The sequence below is a fragment of the Streptomyces sp. RKAG337 genome (assembly GCF_023701715.1).
Classification (GTDB): domain Bacteria; phylum Actinomycetota; class Actinomycetes; order Streptomycetales; family Streptomycetaceae; genus Actinacidiphila.
In genome coordinates, this window is record NZ_JAJOZA010000001.1 from 6,549,097 (window position 1) to 6,566,451 (window position 17,355).

General features: G+C 73.3%; 16 protein-coding genes and 1 pseudogene. 7 read left to right on the top strand and 10 right to left on the bottom strand.

The features are described 5' to 3' along the window. Positions 1-19: 19 nt before the first annotated feature. From LNW73_RS29100 to LNW73_RS29120, 5 genes are all read right to left on the bottom strand, one after another. Positions 20-676 carry a peptidylprolyl isomerase gene (locus LNW73_RS29100; RefSeq protein WP_250974752.1) on the bottom strand — a complete coding sequence of 219 codons (657 nt, stop codon included), beginning with the start codon at positions 674-676 and terminating at the stop codon, positions 20-22. Positions 677-857: 181 nt separating this feature from the next. Continuing rightward, a complete protein-coding gene (locus LNW73_RS29105; protein WP_250991930.1) occupies positions 858-1,265 on the bottom strand; it encodes a PTS-dependent dihydroxyacetone kinase phosphotransferase subunit DhaM in 408 nt (135 codons plus the stop codon). Beyond that, positions 1,262-1,927: a dihydroxyacetone kinase subunit DhaL gene (dhaL, locus tag LNW73_RS29110; protein WP_250974750.1), complete on the bottom strand. Its 666-nt coding sequence runs from the start codon at positions 1,925-1,927 to the stop codon at positions 1,262-1,264. The genes LNW73_RS29105 and dhaL overlap by 4 nt, the downstream gene beginning before the upstream one ends. A gap of 103 nt (positions 1,928-2,030) precedes the next feature. Beyond that, the gene (gene dhaK, locus LNW73_RS29115; RefSeq protein WP_250974749.1) at positions 2,031-3,023 is read right to left on the bottom strand and encodes a dihydroxyacetone kinase subunit DhaK; all 993 of its coding nucleotides are present in this window, start codon (positions 3,021-3,023) and stop codon (positions 2,031-2,033) included. 122 nt (positions 3,024-3,145) lie between these two features. Then, positions 3,146-3,628 (bottom strand): hypothetical protein, encoded by a 483-nt coding sequence (locus LNW73_RS29120; RefSeq protein WP_250991931.1) that lies wholly within the window; start codon positions 3,626-3,628, stop codon positions 3,146-3,148. Positions 3,629-3,824: 196 nt separating this feature from the next. Between LNW73_RS29120 and LNW73_RS29125 the strand changes: the two genes are divergently transcribed. The 6 genes from LNW73_RS29125 (at position 3,825) to LNW73_RS29150 (ending at position 11,773) form a co-directional block, all read left to right on the top strand. Beyond that, on the top strand, positions 3,825-4,475 hold the full coding sequence (locus tag LNW73_RS29125; RefSeq protein WP_250991932.1) for a TetR/AcrR family transcriptional regulator: 651 nt from the start codon (positions 3,825-3,827) through the stop codon (positions 4,473-4,475). Positions 4,476-4,582: 107 nt separating this feature from the next. Beyond that, the gene (locus LNW73_RS29130) at positions 4,583-5,773 is read left to right on the top strand and encodes an acyl-CoA dehydrogenase family protein (protein ID WP_250991933.1); all 1,191 of its coding nucleotides are present in this window, start codon (positions 4,583-4,585) and stop codon (positions 5,771-5,773) included. Positions 5,774-5,812: 39 nt separating this feature from the next. Further along, complete coding sequence (locus LNW73_RS29135; RefSeq protein ID WP_250991934.1) at positions 5,813-6,679, top strand: oxygenase MpaB family protein; 867 nt, start codon at positions 5,813-5,815, stop codon at positions 6,677-6,679. A 78-nt stretch (positions 6,680-6,757) separates the two neighbouring features. Beyond that, positions 6,758-8,935, top strand: coding sequence for a serine/threonine-protein kinase (locus LNW73_RS29140; RefSeq protein ID WP_250991935.1), 2,178 nt, complete (start codon positions 6,758-6,760; stop codon positions 8,933-8,935). 156 nt (positions 8,936-9,091) lie between these two features. Further along, complete coding sequence (locus LNW73_RS29145) at positions 9,092-10,210, top strand: NAD(P)H-dependent flavin oxidoreductase (RefSeq protein WP_250991936.1); 1,119 nt, start codon at positions 9,092-9,094, stop codon at positions 10,208-10,210. A 9-nt stretch (positions 10,211-10,219) separates the two neighbouring features. Continuing rightward, the gene (locus tag LNW73_RS29150) at positions 10,220-11,773 is read left to right on the top strand and encodes an acyl-CoA synthetase (protein ID WP_250991937.1); all 1,554 of its coding nucleotides are present in this window, start codon (positions 10,220-10,222) and stop codon (positions 11,771-11,773) included. An 85-nt stretch (positions 11,774-11,858) separates the two neighbouring features. Here LNW73_RS29150 and LNW73_RS29155 read toward each other — a convergent pair whose 3' ends face one another. Continuing rightward, positions 11,859-13,823 (bottom strand): hypothetical protein, encoded by a 1,965-nt coding sequence (locus tag LNW73_RS29155; protein ID WP_250991938.1) that lies wholly within the window; start codon positions 13,821-13,823, stop codon positions 11,859-11,861. 87 nt (positions 13,824-13,910) lie between these two features. Then, positions 13,911-14,444 (bottom strand): chloramphenicol phosphotransferase CPT, encoded by a 534-nt coding sequence (cpt, locus tag LNW73_RS29160; protein WP_250991939.1) that lies wholly within the window; start codon positions 14,442-14,444, stop codon positions 13,911-13,913. A gap of 77 nt (positions 14,445-14,521) precedes the next feature. Here cpt and LNW73_RS29165 point away from each other — a divergent pair, with 77 nt between their 5' ends. Continuing rightward, complete coding sequence (locus LNW73_RS29165; protein ID WP_250991940.1) at positions 14,522-15,379, top strand: endonuclease/exonuclease/phosphatase family protein; 858 nt, start codon at positions 14,522-14,524, stop codon at positions 15,377-15,379. Here the strand turns inward: LNW73_RS29165 and LNW73_RS29170 are convergent. The 3 genes and pseudogenes from LNW73_RS29170 to LNW73_RS29180 form a co-directional block, all read right to left on the bottom strand. Then, complete coding sequence (locus tag LNW73_RS29170) at positions 15,356-16,297, bottom strand: phosphotriesterase family protein (protein ID WP_250991941.1); 942 nt, start codon at positions 16,295-16,297, stop codon at positions 15,356-15,358. The two genes, LNW73_RS29165 and LNW73_RS29170, sit on opposite strands and share 24 nt — an antisense overlap. Further along, positions 16,294-16,728 (bottom strand): carboxymuconolactone decarboxylase family protein, encoded by a 435-nt coding sequence (locus LNW73_RS29175; RefSeq protein ID WP_250991942.1) that lies wholly within the window; start codon positions 16,726-16,728, stop codon positions 16,294-16,296. Before LNW73_RS29175 ends, LNW73_RS29170 begins: the two co-directional genes overlap by 4 nt. After that, positions 16,725-17,335, bottom strand: a pseudogene (locus LNW73_RS29180) (DUF4865 family protein). Before LNW73_RS29180 ends, LNW73_RS29175 begins: the two are co-directional and overlap by 4 nt. Between the last annotated feature and the right edge of the window lie 20 nt (positions 17,336-17,355).

Consider the following 17,355-nt stretch of genomic DNA (forward strand, 5'->3'; position numbering starts at 1 on the left):
GCCGGGGCCGGTCCCGCCGTCACCTGGTGCTGATCTGCACCTTCCTGATGTCCACCGGAAGCGTCGGGTAGCCGTCGCCGGGGCCGTTCTGGTCGTCCTCGCCGGCCGCGGCGATCTTCTGCAGGACGTCGAGACCCGCGGTGACCTTGCCGAACGGGGTGTAGGCGGGGGAGAGCTTGGTGTCCTTCCAGACGAAGAAGAACTGGCTGCCGTTGGTGTTCGGGCCGGCGTTGGCCATCGCCAGCGTCCCGGCCGGGTAGGTGGCGCCCGTCAGGTTCTCGTCGGGGAAGGAGTACCCGGGGCCGCCGCTCCCGGTGCCGGTCGGGTCACCGCACTGCAGCACGTACAGCCGCTGGGTGGTGAGGCGGTGACAGTGCGAGCGGTTGAAGTAGTCGCGCTCGGCCAGGAACCGGAACGAGTACGTGGTGCACGGCGCCTTGTCCGTCAGCATCTTGACGGTGATGGAGCCCTGACCGGTCTTCAGCGTCGCGCTGTACGGTCTCGCGGCCTTCCGCGCGTCGAAGACCGGTATCCCCTTGAAGTTGTCGGCGGGGACGGCCGCGGTGTACGCGCAGGGGGCGGGCGCCGGTGGCGGATCGTCGGCGGCCGCGGCCGTCGTCAGGCTGAGCGGGAGAACGGCGGCGGCGGTGAGCAAAGCCCATTGCTTGCGCTTCATACGAGGACCCTCCGGATCGAACCTGACACGGCCGCACCATGCCTGCCCGATCTGGTGGGGGCTAAGCGCCGCATGGGCCCGGTGGGACGTGATGGCCTAAACCGGTGCGTCCCCGCGCGGGTTCCGCCCCCCCCGGAACCGGTGCGCCCGCCGCCCGACGGACCCGCCGGGCGGCGGCCGGTCACACCTTGCGGTACGTGTACGCCTCCTCGGCCGCGGCGACGACCGCCGCCAGGTCCGCCCCGGCGGACGCGGTGACCACCGCGGCGACCGCGCCCTCGACGAAGGGCGCGTCGACGAGCCGGGTGCCCGGGGGAAGTTCGTCCTCCTCGGCCAGCATCGCCTTGACGGTGAGCACGGCGCTGCCCAGGTCGACCAGGACGGCCACCCCCGCGCCCTGGTCCACGGAGTGCGCCGCCGCCGCGATCAGATCCGAGCTGGTGCCCAGCTCACCGTCGGGAGTGCCGCCCGCCGGGGCGACGGGCGCGACCGCGCCGCCGCCGGCCAGCCCCGTCGCGAGCAGGCCGACCGCTTCGGCGACCGCCGCGCTGTGCGACACCAGGACGATGCCGACCAGGCCGTCGCTCATGCCACCGCCTCCGCCGCGGTGTCCGCGAGCGCGGCGACCAGCAGCGCCGCCGAGGTCGCGCCGGGGTCCTGGTGCCCGATGCTGCGCGGGCCGAGATAGCTCGCGCGCCCCTTGCGGGCCTGCAGCGGCACGGTCGCCGCCGCGCCCTCGTCCGCGGCGATCCGGGCGGCGGCGAGGCCGTCCGCGAGCCCGGCGCCCGAGTCGAGCGCGAAGGACAGCGCCTCCACCGCCGGGACGAGCGCGTCGAGCATCGTCTTGTCGCCCGGTACGGCCCCGCCGAGCTTCCCGACCGCCTCGACCCCGGTCCGCAGGGCGTCGCGGAACTCCTCGGGGGTGGCCGGGGTGCCGTCGCCCAGCGCCTTGCCCGCTCTGCGCAGCAGCGTGCCGTACAGCGGGCCCGCCGCGCCGCCCACGGTGCTGATGAGCTGCGCGCCCACGAGGGTGAGCACCCCGCCCGGGGTCTGCGGCGGCTCCAGCTCCACCGCCGCGTGCGCCGCGGTGAAACCGCGCCGCATGTTGCTGCCGTGGTCGGCGTCGCCGATGGGGGAGTCGAGTTCGGTCAGCCGGTCCGCCTCGCGGTCGACGACCGCGGCCGCCGTCGCCAGCCAGCGGCGCAGGAAGTCGGCGTCGACCACCGGGCCGGGAGCCGTGGATGCGTTCATACGGTCCTCTCTACGGGGCGTGTCCATGGAGTCGGGTGCGACAGGGCCGGCGGCACGGCCGCGATCAGCAGCACCCGCGCAAGGGCTGGTTCGCGGCCGTGGCCTAGCAGCCCCAGCGCAGGCCCGGCGTGGAGACCGGGGCGTCCCACAGCCGCAGCAGCTCCTCGTCCACCTGGCACAGGGTCACCGAGCAGCCGGCCATGTCGAGGGACGTCACATAGTTGCCGACCAGGGTGCGGGCGACCGGTACCTTGCGTTCGGCCAGCGCGCGGTGCACCTCGGCGTTGAAGCCGTACAGCTCCAGCAGCGGGGTGCCGCCCATCCCGTTGACGAGGGCGATCACCGGCGCGTCGGGCCGCAGGTCCTCGACCACCGCGTCGACGACGACATCGGCGATCTCGCCCGACGTCATCATCCCGCGCCGCTCGCGGCCGGGCTCGCCGTGGATGCCGACGCCCAGCTCCAGCTCGCCGGCGGGCAGGTCGAAGGTGGGGCTGCCCTTGGCGGGGGTCGTGCAGGCGCTGAGGGCCACGCCGAAGCTGCGCGAGGACTCGTTGACCCGCCGGGCGAGCGCCTCGACCCGCTCCAGCGGTGCGCCCTCCTCGGCCGCGGCGCCGGCGAGCTTCTCGACGAAGAGCGTCGCGCCGGTACCGCGCCGGCCGGCCGTGTACAGGCTGTCGAGGACGGCGACATCGTCATTGACCAGGACCTTGGCGATCTGTACGCCCTCGTCCTCGGCGAGCTCGGCCGCCATGTCGAAGTTCAGCACGTCGCCCGTGTAGTTCTTGACGATGAACAGCACGCCCGCGCCGCTGTCCACCGCGGCCGCCGCGCGGACCATCTGGTCCGGCACGGGCGAGGTGAACACCTCGCCGGGGCAGGCGGCGTCGAGCATGCCCCGTCCGACGAACCCGCCGTGCAGCGGTTCGTGCCCGGAGCCGCCTCCCGAGACCAGGCCGACCTTGCCCGCGACGGGCGCGTTCCGGCGCACGATCAGCCGGTGCTCGACGTCGACGATCAGTTCCGGGTGGGCGGCCGCCATGCCGCGCAGGGCGTCGGCGACCACACTTTCGGCCACGTTGATGAGCATTTTCATGAGGTGCGGCCCTCCGCTTCAACAGCTGTCGTTGCGTCCACTGTGCACGCTGGCAGCCTACGTACCGGGCCTGGCGAAGGCACCCCGGCAGCGGGCCCGGCGCGGCGCCCGCCCCACATGATCTAGGACGGCGAGGGCTCCGCCCGCAGCCGCAGCGACCGCGCGACGATGCTGTCCGACGTCACGAGGGCCTGCTCCGCCTCCACGTGCGTGAGGAAGACACCGGGCGGGATGACGGGCGGCATCGGCAGCCTGTCGGGGGTGAAGGTCACGCAGAACACGCCCTCGACGCAGCCGCTGAGCCGGGTGAGGTACAGCAGGACGTTGCCGCTGAGATCGAGCCGGTCCGCGCTCAGGGCGAGCCGGCCGGGGCCCTCGTGGGTGGACAGCCGGTAGTCGGTGAGGGACGCCGACGCCATGCTGACGACCATGACCTTCAGCGGGCCTCCGGCGGTGGGCACGGTGGTCACCGAGGAGAGCGCGAAGCCGTTCGGGGTGAAGCGGCTCGTCGTCACCGTCGGCGGCCGGGACCCGGCCCGCGGCGCGCCCGACGCGCTGTCGGCGGCACGTACCGGGGTGGCGCCGCCGCCGAGGACCACCAGCACGACGGCCGGCAGCGCTCACGGTTCCTCCCAGGGTGCAGCGGATCCCACCGGCGGCGGATGCCCGGCCGGTGCGGCGGTGCGGGTGATCAGGAGGTGCGGGGAAGTGCCGCGACAGGACCCGGCGGAGGGCGGTGACACCCGGCGGCCTTCTGGCATACTGCGGAAATCCTGTGGCAGTTGGAGAGTAGGCCCGATTTTGAATAATAGTCAACAGCGTGGAACGGACGTTCCACGAGGACCGCGCGGCACCGACCGGTCCCTGGCGCGGCGAGCCGAACTCATAGCCACCGGCCGCAAGTTGTTCGCCAACACCTCGTACGACGCCCTCTCCATGGACGACATCGCACGGCACGCGGGCGTCGCCAAGGGGCTGATCTACTACTACTTCAAGAACAAGCGCGGCTACTACCTCGCCATCGTGCGGGAGTCGGTCGAGGAGCTCGTGGTGCGTGCCTCCAGCACCGCCGACCTGCCGCGCGCCGAACGCGTGCACCGCACCGTCGACGGCTATCTGCGCTACGCCCAGCACAACCAGGCCGCCTACCGCACGATCGTGAGCGGCGGTGTCGGCTTCGACGCCGAGGTGCACGCGGTCCGCGACGCGGTGCGCGAGGAACTGCTCGCGGCGATCGCCGAAGGCGCGTACGGGCACCGGGAGCTCCCGGTGGTCGCGCGCACCGCGCTGGTCGGATGGCTGTCGTGCGTGGAGGGCGTGACCCTGGACTGGCTCGGCCATCAGGGGCTGGAGCGGGACGTGGTGCGGTCGCTGCTGGTGCGCATGCTGCGGGACACCCTGCTGGCGATCCAGGACTTCGACCCGTCCTGCCCCGCGCCGGTCACCGAGTGACGGCGTGGTTCACCGCGCGGCGTTAACCCTTCCGAATTACTGGAACGCGTTCTAGTCTGTCCGCCGTCGCCGCAGGGACCGGGGACCCGGAGACCTTAGGAGGGGCCGTGCACCTGGACTACACACCCGAGCAGCAGCAACTGCGCGTGGAGCTGCGTTCGTACTTCGCCGGACTGGTGCCGGACAACGTTTACGCCCGCTACGCCGATCCCGCGGCGCAGAAGAAGTTCTACCGGGACACCGTCCGCCGGCTCGGCGCCGACGGCTGGCTGGGCATCGGCTGGCCCGCGGAGTTCGGCGGCCGGGGGCTGTCGCCGATGGAGCAGTTCATCTTCTTCGACGAGGCGGCACAGGCGGGAGTGCCGCTGCCGCTGATGGCGCTGAACACCGTCGGCCCGACGATCATGCAGTTCGGCACCGAGGAGCAGAAGGCGTACTTCCTGCCGAAGATCCTCTCCGGTGAACTGGACTTCGCGATCGGCTACTCCGAGCCCGACGCGGGCACCGACCTCGCCGCGCTCAAGACCCGCGCGGTGCGCGAGGGCGACGAGGAGACCGGCACCTACACCGTCAACGGCCAGAAGATCTGGACCACCAACGGCGACACCGCCGACTGGGTCTGGCTCGCCGTGCGCACCGACCCGGACGCCCCGCCGCACAAGGGCATCACGATGCTGCTGGTGCCCACCTCCGACCCCGGCTACTCCTGCACGATCATCAACACCCTCGCCTCGCACGACACCACCGCCAGCTACTACGAGAACATCCGGGTCCCGGCGAGCCGCCGGGTCGGCGCCGAGAACAAGGGCTGGCGGCTGATCACCAACCAGCTCAACCACGAACGCGTCACCCTCGCCGCCCACGGCACCATGGCGATCCGCGCCCTGCACGACGTGCAGCGCTGGGCCGCCGACACCAAGCTCGCCGACGGCAGCCGGGTCATCGACCTGGGCTGGGTGCGGCGCCGGCTCGCGCTGACGCACACCCGGCTCGACGCGATGAAGCTCCTGAACTGGCAGATGGTGGACGCCCTCCAGCAGGGGACGCTCACTCCGCAGGACGCCTCCGCGGTCAAGGTCTACGGTTCCGAGGCCCGCCGTGACGCCTACGCCTGGCTGATGGAGATCGCCGCCGCGGCCGGCCCGATGAAGGAGGGCTCCGCGGGCGCCGTCCTCCACGGTGAGCTGGAGCGCGGCTACCGCAGCGCGGTCATCTTCACCTTCGGCGGCGGCAACAACGAGATCCAGCGGGAGATCATCTCGTGGATCGGCCTGGGTATGCCGCGCGTCCGCCGTTAGCGTGGGGGTGGGGGTACACCGGCGGTGAGGGAGGCGGCGATGCGCGACGCGGACCCCGGGCTCTTCGGGCCCGGGTCGGTCACCTGGCAGCTGCACGGCGACCCGATCATGTGGGTCGCCGGGGTGCGCGCCCTGTATCTGCAGGCCCTGCACCCCCGCGCCGTGCGGGGCGTCATGGAGAACTCCGACTTCCGGAAGGACGCCTGGGGGCGGCTGCTGCGGACCGCCGACTTCGTCGGCACGATCACCTACGGCACCTCCCTCCAGGCCGAGCGGGCCGGGGCCAGGGTGCGCGGCATACACCGCCGGCTCGGCGCGACCGATCCGCGCACCGGTGAGCGGTACGGCGTGGACGACCCGGACCTGCTGCTGTGGGTGCACTGCGCCGAGATCGACTCGTATCTGGCGGCCGCCCGACGGTCCGGGCTGCCGCTCACCGGCGGCCAGGCCGACGCCTACGTCGACGAGCAGCGCACCGCCGCGCGGCTGGTCGGCCTGGATCCCGGCACGGTCCCCGACAGCACCCTGGCGCTCGCCGACTACTTCGAGAGGGTCCGGCCGGAGCTGGCCGCCACCGCGGACTCGGACGCGGTGTACGAGTTCCTGCACGCACCGCCGGTGCCCTGGCCCCTGGTGCCGGCCAGGGCCCTGCTGTGGGCCCGGGTCGCGGACCTGGCCTACGCGGCGCTGCCGCCCTTCGCTCAGCAGCTGTACGGCCGGCCCGCACCGTCCGCGGCGGCCGCCGGGCTGCGGTTGCGGCTGGCCGGCCGGGCGCTGCGCACCATCCCCTCCCAGTTGCGTTGGCAGCTGCCGCCGGGACATATCCTCAAGGCGGTGGGGCGGCTGGGGCCCGGAAGCCATCCGTCCGTGTACAAGCTGCGCGAAGGGGCTCGTTCCCTGCCGTAATGCGGCGTGCCGCCCGGCGGTGCCTGCGGCCATACTGGACGCCGGGGGACGTACGCGGAACGACGGGGGCGGCGGCGGATGATGGCGGCTGTACACGATGGCAGTGGCACGCTCATTCAGAGCCGGTACCGGCTGAACGAGCTGATCGGCCGGGGCGGGATGGGCGAGGTCTGGCTGGCACTGGACGAGTCGCTCGGGCGGCGGGTCGCGGTCAAGTGCCTCAAGCCGCTGAGCCCGGCGGCGGACGCCGGGTTCACCCGGATCCTGCAGGAGCGGTTCCGGCGCGAGGCCCGGGTGGCGGCCTCGCTGCAGCACCGCGGGGTGACCGTGGTGCACGACTTCGGCGAGCACGAAGGCGTGCTGTTCCTGGTGATGGAGCTGCTCGACGGACGCAATCTGCTCCAGGTGCTGGACGACGCCCGGCGCCAGCCGCTGCCGGTCCCGGACCTCATGGACATCGCGGAACAGGTCGCGTCGGCGCTGGCGTACACCCACGCGCAGGGCATCGTGCACCGGGATCTGAAACCGGCCAACATCATCCGGCTGAGCGACGGCGCCGTGAAGATCTGCGACTTCGGCATCGCCCGGCTCGGCCACGACATCGGCTTCACCTCCCGCCTCACCGGCACCGGCATCGCCATGGGGACCCCGCATTACATGTCGCCGGAACAGATCGGCGCGTCCGAGGTCGACCAGCGCAGCGACCTGTACTCGTTCGGCTGTGTGCTGTACGAGCTCGCCACCGGGGCGCCGCCGTTCGACATGGACGACGCCTGGGCCGTGCTGGTCGCGCACCGCGACACCGTGCCCGAGCCGCTGTGCGCCGGCCGGCCCGACCTGCCGCAGGAGCTGGAGCGGCTCATCCTGGACCTGCTCGCCAAGGCCCCGGACGACCGGCCGCAGAACGCGGCGGACGTCGGCGGCCGGCTGAAGGCGATGCGCGGGGCGGCGGAGCGCCCGGTCGTCCCGGCGGCCCCGCTGCCGTCCTGGGCGCGCGACCTGGCCTCCGACTCCGGCGCCCGTGCCACCCGGGCCTTCCACGCCGCCGCGCCGCCGCGCCACGAACTCACCGGCGCCTGGTCCACCCGCACCGCCTCGGGCGCCGTCGCGCCCGCGCCCGAGCAGCTCGCGACGCTGGCCGCCCGGCACACCGAGGGAATCGACCTGGAGCGGCTGGGCCGCTGGCAGGAGGCGTACGACCTGCACACGGCCGTCGCCGCGGAACGCGACCGGGCGCTGGGCACCGAGCACCCGGACACCCTGACCAGCCGCCACGAGGCGGCGTCCTGCCTGGCCCGGCTGGGCAGGACCGAGGACGCGATGCGGCTGTACGACTACGTCGCCGGGGTACGGCAGCGGGTCCTCGGCGCCGACCACCCCGACACTCTCGCCGCCCGGCACGAGGCGGCGTACGCGCTCGGCCGGCTCGGCCTGCACCTGGAGGCCCACCAGGGCTACTCCGCGGTGCTCGCCGCCCGCGAGCGCACCCTGGGCGCCGAGCACCCCGACACCCTGCGCTGCCGGCACAACCTGGCCTTCAACCTGGGCCGGCTGGGACGGCTCGACGAGGCGCACGCGATGGCCGTCGAACTCGCCGCGGTCCGGGCCGGGGTGCTGGGCCCCGACCACCCCGAGACGCTGGTCACCCGCTACGAGGTGGGCTACGTGCTGGGGCAGCTCGGCCACTGGGCCGAGGCGCTGGAGGTGTACGGGGAGGTGGCCGCCGCCCATGAGCGCACCCAGGGGGCCGGCCACCAGGACACCCTGGCCGCCCGCTACGAGATGGGGATATGCCTCGGCCGGCTGGGGCGCAGCGCCGAGGCGCTGGAGCTCTACCGCGACCTGGTCGCGGCCCGCACCCGCACGGCGGGCCCGTCCGACGCCGAGACGCTGCGCGCCCGGCACGCCCTGGGGGTCAACCTCGGCCGGCTCGGCCGCTGGGACCAGGCGCTGGCCGAGGCGGGGACCGTCGCGGAGATCCGTGAACAGGCACTGGGCGCGGACCACCCCGACACCCTGGTCAGCAAGCGCGAGGTCGCGGTGGGGCTCGGCTGGCTGGGCCGGTGGGAGACCGCGCTGGACGTGTACCGCGAGGTCGCCGACGCCCGGACGCGGGTGCTCGGCCCGGCCCACCCCGACACCCTCACCAGCCGCAACGACGAGGCGCACTGCCTGGAGCAGCTCGGCCGCTCGGCGGAGGCGCTCGCGCTCTACCGCAAGGTCGCGGCGCAGCAGGGCGGTCCGCAGCGGCTGTGAGTGCCCGGGAGCGGCCGTGGGTTGGCGGGAGCGGCCCCGGAAGCGGCCCCGGGCGTGGCCGTGAACGACCGGGAGCGGCGCTGACTTTCCCAAATATCTGACGTTGCGTCAGATAATCTCTTCCGTCTCCACGCCCGCTGCGGCATCCTGCCCACCATGGAGACGGAGCTGAGCAAACGGCTGGGTATCGAGCACGCCATCTTCGGCTTCACGCCGTTCCCCGCGGTGGCCGCGGCCATCAGCCGCGCCGGGGGAATGGGCGTGCTCGGTGCGGTGCGCTATTCGGACGCGGACGAACTCGCCCGCAGCCTGGACTGGATGGAGGAGAACACCGGCGGGCGGCCCTACGGCCTCGACGTCGTGATGCCCGCCAAGAAGGTCGAGGCTCCCGGAGGGCGATCACTGACCGAGGCCGACATCGAGGCCATGATCCCCGAAGGGCACCGCGAGTACGTCCGCCAGGTGCTCGCCAAGCACGGGGTGCCGGAGCTGGGACCGGACGACGTGTCGGGCTGGCGGATCACCGGCTGGATGGAACAGGTCGCCCGCAACCAGCTCGACGTCGCCTTCGACTACCCGATCAAACTCCTCGCCAACGCGCTGGGCTCGCCACCCGCCGACGTCATCGCCCGCGCCCACGAGCACGACATCCTCGTCGCCGCCCTAGCCGGCAGCGCCCGGCACGCCGGGCACCACAAGGACGCCGGCATCGACATCGTCGTCGCCCAGGGCTACGAGGCAGGCGGCCACACCGGCGAGATCGCCAGCATGGTGCTGGTCCCCGAGGTCGTCAGCGCCGTCGAGGGCATCCCCGTGCTGGCCGCGGGCGGCATCGGCACCGGTGAACAGGTCGCCGCCGGACTGGCCCTGGGCGCCCAGGGCGTCTGGCTCGGCTCGGTGTGGCTCACCACCACCGAGGCGGAACTCCCCTCGCAGGTGCTCATCGACAAACTGCTCGCGGCGGGCTCCGGCGACACCGTCCGGTCCCGGGCCCTGACCGGCAAGCCGGCCCGCCAGCTGCGCACCGAATGGACCGACGCCTGGGAGGACCCGGCCGGGCCCGGCACCCTGCCGATGCCGCTGCAGGGCCTGCTGGTCGCCGACGCGGTCTCCCGGATCCAGAAGTACGAGACCGAACCGCTGCTCGGGACCCCGGTGGGCCAGATCGTCGGCCAGATGAACTCCGAACGCAGCGTCCAGGCGGTCTTCGACGATCTCACCCGCGGTTTCGAACGGGCCGTCGACCGCATCAACCGCATCGCCGGCCGAGCCTGAGGAGGCACCATGACGTCCACCGCACCCAACGGCTTCTGGGCACAGGCCGCCCAGGACCCCGACCGGCTGGTGCTGGTCGCCCCGGACGGCGACGAATGGAACGCCGGCCGGCTCAGCGCCGCCTGCAACCAGCTCGTCCACGGACTGCGCGAGGCCGGGCTCGAACCCGGTGACGCCTTCGCGGTCGTGCTGCCCAACAGCGTCGAGTTCTTCACCGCCTATCTGGCCGCGTTCCAGGCCGGCTTCTACGTGGTGCCGGTCAACCACCACTTCGTGGCACCCGAGATCGCCTGGATCCTGTCCGACTCCGGCGCCAAGGTCCTCATCGCCCACGAGCGGTTCGCGGCCGACGCGCTGGCCGCCGCCGACGAGGCGGAGTTCCCGGTGGACCGGCGGTTCTCGGTCGGCGAGGTGCCGGGCTTCCGGCCGTACGCCGAACTGACCGGCGGACAGCCGGTCGGCGCGCCCGCGGACCGCACCAGCGGCTGGGTCATGAACTACACCTCGGGCACCACCGGACGCCCCCGCGGCATCCGCCGCCCGCTGTCCGGCAAGCTCCCCGAGGAGACCTACCTCGGCGGGTTCCTCGGGATCTTCGGCATCAAGCCGTTCGACGACAACGTCCATCTCGTCTGCTCGCCGCTCTACCACACCGCGGTGCTCCAGTTCGCGGGCGCGGCACTGCACATCGGGCACCCCGTCGTCCTGATGGACAAGTGGTCGCCCGAGGAGATGCTCCGCGTCATCGACCGCTACCGCTGCACCCACACGCACATGGTGCCCACCCAGTTCCACCGCCTGCTGGCCCTCCCGGAGCCGGTCAAGGAGCGCTACGACGTCTCCTCCATGCGGCACGCCATCCACGGCGCCGCGCCCTGCCCCGAGCACGTCAAGCGCGCCATGCTCGACTGGTGGGGGCCCTGCGTCGAGGAGTATTACGCCGCCAGCGAGGGCGGCGGCACCTTCGCCCCCGCCGCCGACTGGCTCAAGCGGCCCGGCACCGTCGGCAAGGCGTGGCCGATCAGCGAGATCGCCATCTACGACGACGACGGCAACCCGCTGCCGGCGGGCGAGGTCGGCACCGTCTACATCAACATGAAGACGGGCGGCTTCAGTTACCACAAGGACGAGGGCAAGACGAGGAAGAACCGCATCGGCGACTTCTTCACCGTCGGCGACCTCGGCTATCTCGACGAGGACGGCTATCTGTATCTGCGCGACCGCAAGATCGACATGATCATCTCCGGTGGCGTCAACATCTACCCCGCCGAGATCGAGGCCGCGCTGCTCACCCACCCCGCCGTCGCCGACGCCGCGGCCTTCGGGATCCCGCACGAGAGCTGGGGCGAGGAGGTCAAGGCCGTCATCGAACCCGCCGCAGGCCACAAGGCGGGGCCGGAACTGGCCGACCACATCCTGGCCCACTGCGAGAAGCGGCTCGCCGGCTACAAGCGGCCCAGGACCGTCGACTTCATCACCGAGATGCCCCGCGACCCCAACGGCAAGCTCTACAAGCGGCGGCTGCGCGACCCGTACTGGGAGGGCCGCGACCGCGCGCTGTGACCACGACCGCCGGTCGGCAGGCACCCGCTCGTCCTGACCGCCGGGCGGCAGGCCCCGCTCGCCCTGACCGGCGGGCGGGGCCGCGTCAGATCTCCGGCGGCGGGCCCCAGCGGCCCGGGTCCGGGCGGCCGAACGGCAGGCCGGCGCTCTCGCAGGCCCGGCGCAACTGGTCGGTGTCCGGCAGGTCGAAGCTCTCCTTGCGGATGACCTGGCCGGTCGGCGACCAGACGAAGAGCGCCTCCTGGCCCTCCTCGTGGGTGTCGACGCCGATGCCGCCGATCGCGGTCCGGGGGTGCTCCCACCGGGTACGGCCCGAACCGCCGCGCGAGGCGAGGCGGATGCCGTCCGGGCCGAGGGCCAGCCCCGGGCGGCGCAGGTCGTAGAGTCCGCCGACCAGCGCGCCGGCGGCCGCGGCCGCCGGCAGGCCCCACAGGAGCCAGCTCATGTCACCGCTGAGATAGCGCGTCTTGAAGCCGGCCACGCCCACCACGACGACCATGAGCACGGCGCCCGCGATGTAGTACCACTTGCGGGTGGCCCAGGGCATGTCCAGCACGACGGGCTCCGCGGACGCCCCGGCGGGCAGTGCCGGCCGGTCCTGGACGACGCCCGCCGCCAGACTCGCGTAGGCCGCCGTCTGATAGGCGTCGTGCTCCGGGTCGGTGAGCGGATAGCCGAACGCCCGCGCCCGGTCCCGCAGTTCGGTGCGGGAGATGCGGAGCGCGCTGAGCGGCGCGTTCAGCTGCTCGGTCCCGTCCTTGCCGCGCAGCCGCAGCCAGGGGTGACCGTGACGGGTGTTGATCTCCATCGCGCCGATGTCCGCGCGCTGGACCCGGATCTCCGTGCTGCCGCCCTCCCAGCGCAGATACTCCGAGCTGACGGCCAGCACGGCGTCCGGGGCGAGCTGATGGGGGAGGAAGCCCGGCCGCAGATCGTAGGCGCGGCTGCGCGGCCCGTCCTCGATCACCCGGTAGCCGCGCGACCGCAGCACCGCGAACAGTTCCTCCGCCGGGATCCGGCCGGTGTGCGCGGTGCCCAGCAGCGCCAGGTCATGGCCGTAGATCTGCAGCAGCGCCGCAGGCTCGGCCCCGCCGCCTCCCGCGCCGGGGGCGGACAGCGGCTGCGCGACCAGCCCGGCGATGCGCTCGGCGGCCAGGTCGGTGCTGCCGAAGACCGGGTCGAAGGCGGTGATCCGCTCCGGGGTGACGGTCCAGTGCGCGGGCCGGTTCCCGGCCAGCCGGACGAGGTGTCCCGCGGCCAGCACCACGACCGCGACACCGAGGGCGTTGATCAGCGCGACGCGTCCGGGGACCGCCGTCGGGCCGTCGACGACCGCCGCGACCAGCAGCGCGGTCGCACCGCAGGCCAGCGCCGCCAGCCGGCGTCCGTACTGCCGGCCGCGCAGCCCCGGTTCGGCCCTCGACAGCTCGACCGCGCCCTCCTGGGCCGCCGGCAGCGGTCCCTCCGCCGCGGCGGACAGCAGCGCCGCCTCGCGGCGGGCGAAGACCGTCTCCCAGTGCACCGCCGCGCCCGAGGCCGCGCCCTGCCGGTCCACGATCCGGACCGGGGCACCGAGCCGCCGGGCCGTCAGATGGAACGGGAACATCGCCAGCGCCATGTCCTCCACGCCCATCGAGCAGAGCCTGCCGACCTTCGTCGCCCCGTACTCGGCCGGCGCCAGGACCTCGAGGTCCGGCACCAGCAGCGTCAGCGGCCGCTCGCGGGAGAACGGATGGGTCACCCGCACCCGGCCGCCCCGCAGTTGCTGCAGCCCGCTCGCGCTCAGCCGCCAGAACGTCAGCGGCCGCAGCCGCCGCCATCCGGCGGCGGCACCCCAGGCGAGCGCCGCCACGGCGAACGGCACCACCAGCCGCAGCAGCCGGTCGTCCGCCAGTACACCGGCGATGACGCCCGCGAGCACGGCCGTCGACAGCGGCATCCACCAGGGCGCCGGGTCCGACCGCAGCCGGTTGCTCTCCAGGACGGCGCCGGCCCCGGGCCCGGTGACCGGCCCGGCGGACCGGGGCGACGACGCGTGCGACGGCTGCATAAGTGGCCTTCTCCCGAGACAACGGTGGTCCGAATATCCTTTCAGACGCCCGGAAAGGCGAGCCCCAGGCCGGTGGGCGCCCCGGGATCAGCCGGTCCGCGCGGCGATGGCGCGGGCGCACACCAGCGACTCGGTGCGGGTGGTGTCCACCTCGAGGTCGTACTCCACCCCTTCGTGCACGAGCAGGGCCTGGGAGCGTGCCATGCCCGCGACCCGGTCACCGCGGGCGGCCTCCCGCTCCGCGGCGACCCCGGCCTCGCACCGCACCCCGACCCACAGCACATCGAGACCCGCCAGTGCCGTGCGCCATCTGGCCTGCGAACCGGCGCCGCCGAGGAACACCTCGTCGACGACGATCCGGGCGCCGGCGCGCGCCATGGCCGCGATGCCCTCGGCCCAGGCCACGTCGAGCAGCCGGAACGCGGCCCCGGTGGTCACGTCGCCGTCCGGGCCGAAGGAGATACCGGAGTCCGAGGCCCGCATCGCGGCGGGCAGCGCGTCGACGAGGGTGTCGACGCCGAAGCTCAGCCATGGTTCCGGAAGGACGGTTTGCAGACAGCGGGCGATTCCGCTCTTCCCCGCGCTGGATCCGCCGTTGAGAATGATCACCTGGGTGGGCATTCCGCCACCGTAGGCGTCGGGAGAGGAAGCGGCCAGTGGATACTGCGAGCGCCCGGGACGGTGGGACCATCCGCCTGATGACCTGGAATCTGTGGTGGCGGTTCGGGCCCTGGGAAGCGCGCAGGGACGCGATCGCGCACGTGCTGCGGGAGGAACGGCCCGATGTCCTGGGGCTGCAGGAGGTGTGGGGGAGCACGAGCGAGAACTTCGCCGGGTGGCTCGCCAAGGAACTCGGCATGGAATGGGCCTGGTCCCGCTCACCGGTCCAGGACCGCTGGCACCGGCGCAACGGCGGTGACACCTCGGTCGACGTGGGAGTCGCGGTCCTCAGCCGGTACCCGATCCTGGAGACGGCGGAGCGCCGGCTGCCGGCGGGCGGCTTCCCCGACGACGGCAAGACCGTCCTGCACGCCCTGATCGACGCCCCCGGGGGCCCGCTGCCGTTCTTCACCACCCATCTCAACTCCGGCCCGGCGGAGTCCGCCGTGCGCTGCGCGCAGGTGCGGGAGCTGGCGGCGTTCGTGGACGAGCGGACGGGGTGGGGGACGGAGCGGGCGGGCGGGAGCTTCCCGCCCGTCGTGTCCGGCGACTTCAACGCGGAGCCCGACTTCGACGAGATGCGGCTGATCGGCGGCTACCGGACGGCGCCCGCCGTACCCGGGCTGGTGCTGCTGGACGCCTGGCGCTTCGCCGACCCCTCGCAGCCGCACGGCACCTGGGACATCGCCCACCGGGATTCGGTCAACTTCGGTGACCGCCCGAGCTGTATCGACTACCTCCTCGTCGGACTCCCGGGCCCCGGTGGCCGCGGCCGGATCCGCAGCGCCCGCCGCGCGGGCGACGCGCCCGTCGACGGGGTGTGGCCCTCCGATCACGCCGCCGTCGTCGCGGAGCTCGCGACCGGGCCCGTCCTAGCCGTCGATCCACTCGGCTGACAGCGCCCGCGCCGGATTGGCCACGAAGAGCGCCTCGGCCGCCCGCACGCCCAGTTCCCGCTCGATCCGCGGCCGCAGGGTGTGCAGCAGATACGGCATACCGGGCCCGCCGCCGGTCGCGGCGCGTGCCCCGGCCGTCGTGGTGTCACCGCCGAGCAGCAGCTGTCCGGTGTGGCCGGCCTCCGCGAGGGCGAGCAGACAGTCCAGCAGCCGCCAGTCGGTGGCGTGGTTGGCCCGTGAGGGGCCGTCGAAGGCGAGGAAGGCCCCGGACGCGGCGAGTTCGCGGTGCGCGCGGAGGTCGGGCGAGCGGTTGAGGTGGCCGAGGATCACGCTCGACGGCGGCACCTCCAGCTTCCCGCAGAGCAGTTCGAGGACGTCGGGCGCCGCCGTGCCCAGCTCATGGTGGACACCGATCGGGGCACCGGTCGCGTGATGGGCCTGCGCCGCCGCCGTCATGACGTACCGGGCGTGTGCGTCGAGGGCGTGGAAGCCGCCCGCGACCTTGATCATGCCCGCGCGGGCGGTGCCGGGCGGGGCGTCGGGGTCGTCGCCCGGCCGCAGCCCCCGTGTCAGCTCCGACACGAAGAACTCGGCCGCCCGGCCCCGCAGCCGGTCCAGCGCCTTCGGCGCGTAGTGCGCGGCCTGGTGCAGCCCGGTCGCGGCCACCACGTGCACCGACGAGGCCCGGGAGACCGCCGGGAGGTCGGCGGCGCGCCGCCCCAGACCGAACGGCGTCCACTGCGCCACGCTCCGGCCGCCCAGTTCGTGGAACGTCCGCAGCTCGGCCTCCGCGGCGCCGGGGGAGTCCAGCTCCTGTCCGGCGAGGGCCGGAACGCGGAAGAAGAGATGGTCGTGCGCGTCGGTGACGCCCAACTGGCCGGGCGGGATGTCGCCGAGGACCGTACGGACCGTCCTCATGCGGCCGCGTCCTTCCCGCTCTCGTCCTTCGCGCTCTCCTCCGTCGCGAGCGCGTCCTTCCCGAGGGCGGCCGTCACGACGCGCAGCCCCGCCAGCGCCTTCGGCACGCCGATGTAGGGGGCGAGATGGACCATCACCTCGACGATCTCGCGCGGCTCGATCCCGATGCGCAGGCTGTTGCGCACATGGTCGTCCAGCTGCGGCTCCACACCGCCCAGCGCCGCCAGTGCGGCGAGGTTGGCGATCTGCCGGTCGCGCAGCGTCAGCCCCTCGCGCTGGTAGGTGCCGCCGAACAGGGCCGTCACGATCCAGTCCGGGAAGCCGGGGGCGACCGCGTCGAGCCGGGAGAGGGTGGCCTCGATCGTCTCCGGGCCCGCCAGTTCGCCGAGCAGCCGGTACCCCGCCTCGCGGTCGATGTTCGCCTGCTTCACCACTGTTGTCCCGTCTCGATGGTGTCCAGTTCGGGCGCCGACACGTGCAGCACCTCGTAGCGGTCCCCGGCCGCGGCGGGAGCGGTGTGCTCCCAGAGGGTGAAGTGCAGCAGCTCCCAGTGCCGGGGGTCGACGGCAAGCGCGGCCGAGTGCACGCCGGGCGTGGCGGCGTACTCGCGGACGGCGCCGGCGGCGCGGTCGATGACGGTGGCCGGATCCTCGCCGGGCGGGATCGGCACGGCGCGGCGGGTGGCCGTACGGGGGCCCCGGCCCGCCGCGGGCCCGTGCTCGAAGGCCAGCCCCGTCCAGTGCTCGACCTCGGGGCGCCCGAAGTCATCGATGATTCCCCGGAATCCCGGCCCCCAGAGGAAGCTGTTCATTCCCCGCGGGGTGTTCCACAGATAGAACGGCGCGTACTGGTTGACGGGTGAGCCGCCCTCGACCTCCGGCTGGGAGGTGCCCCCGTACCTCGCTCGCGGATGAGGTACGCCTTGAGTCCGAGACCGGGGAAGTCGTCGAGCAGATGGCCCCTGGACTCGACCCGACGGCGGATGATCTTCATGTCGTAGTCGGCGGGCAGCGTGATCCGGTACTGCATGGCGTGCATCGGGCTGAACTCCCTACGGC